Raw genomic sequence first — 1,404 nt, forward strand, 5'->3', positions numbered from 1 at the left:
CTGGACGTGTCGATCAAGGCACAGGTGATCAACCTGATGCTCGACCTGCAGGAAGAGATGGGCCTGTCCTATCTCTTGGCCGGGTTGCAGGCGGCGGCGGTGGCGGCGATCTGCCTGGCCTTCGGCGCCCTGCTGTATTTGGCAACCGAGCGACGCCGCACCCTGGCCGAGGCCAACACCGTGCTGGAGGCGCGGGTCAGCGAACGCACCGCCGAACTGATCCAGGCCAATAGCCGGCTGCGCCGCGAGGTGCGCGAACGCCAGGAGGCCGAGGCGGCGCTGAAAAAGGCCCAGGCCGACCTGGTACAGGCCGCCAAGCTGAGCGCGCTGGGTCAGATGAGCGCTGGGATCAGCCACGAGTTGAACCAGCCGCTGATGGCGATCGGCTCGTTCGCCGAAAACGGGGCGCAGTTCCTGCAGCGCGGCCGCCCGGACACCGCCGCCGAGAACCTGACCCGCATTGCCGAACTGGCCCGCCGCATGGGCCGGATCATCCGCAACCTGCGCGCCTTTGCCCGCCAGGAAAGCGAGGCGCCGGTGAAGGTGGATATCGTCCAGGTGCTGGACGGGGTGCTGGAACTGGCCGGGCCGCGGATGCGGCAGGACGGCGTCCAGCTGGACTATGACCGCCCCTCCCACCCGGTCTGGGTGCTGGGTGGCGAGGTGCGGCTGGGCCAGGTGTTCCTGAACCTGGTTACCAACGCGCTGGACGCGATGGCGGCCAGCGAGCGGCGGGTGCTGGGGGTGGCGATCAGCGGCGGCGAGGCGCTGACCGTCGATATCCGCGACACCGGGCCCGGCATCGACGATCCGGGCAAGGTGTTCGACCCGTTCTATACCACCAAGGCGGTGGGCGCGGCCGAGGGCATGGGGCTGGGCCTGTCGATTTCCTATGGCATCGTACAAAGCTTTGGCGGCGATATCCGTGGCCGCAACCTGGCCGATGGCGCGGCGTTTTCGGTGCGGCTGGAACCCTGGCCCGAGGAGCAGGTGGCATGAGCGAGCCGGTGCTGGTGGTCGATGACGATGCCGCGGTGCGCGATGCGCTGGCGCAGACGCTGGACCTGGCCGGGCTGCGGCCGATCCCGGCGGGATCCTTCGTGGCCGCCAAGGACCACATCACCCGCGACTTTCCCGGCGTGGTGCTGTCCGATATCCGCATGCCCGGGCGTGACGGGTTTCACCTGCTGACCTATGCGCAAAAGATGGATGGCGAATTGCCGGTGGTGCTGCTGACCGGCGAGGGCGACATTCCGATGGCGGTGGCGGCGATGGAGCAGGGGGCTTTCGACTTCCTGGAAAAACCCTGTGCCCCCGGCGACCTGATGGCGGTGCTGCAACGTGCGCTGGCGGCGCGGCGCGCGGTGCTGGAGGCGCGCGCCGAAACCGCCCGCAGCGAGGCGG

At 69.1% G+C, this 1,404-nt stretch carries 2 protein-coding genes; both read left to right on the forward strand.

All coding sequences use genetic code 11. The annotated features are described in order from the left end of the window. Positions 1-999: sensor histidine kinase (locus tag CVM52_RS25750; protein ID WP_240621083.1), on the forward strand; the 999-nt coding region annotated here is incomplete at its 5' end. Beyond that, the coding region (locus CVM52_RS25755) for a response regulator (RefSeq protein ID WP_133120011.1) at positions 996-1,404 on the forward strand (409 nt) is incomplete at its 3' end. The genes CVM52_RS25750 and CVM52_RS25755, both read left to right, overlap by 4 nt.

This window comes from Pseudooceanicola lipolyticus, assembly GCF_002786325.1.
In the GTDB taxonomy this organism is placed as follows: Bacteria; Pseudomonadota; Alphaproteobacteria; order Rhodobacterales; family Rhodobacteraceae; genus Pseudooceanicola_C; species Pseudooceanicola_C lipolyticus.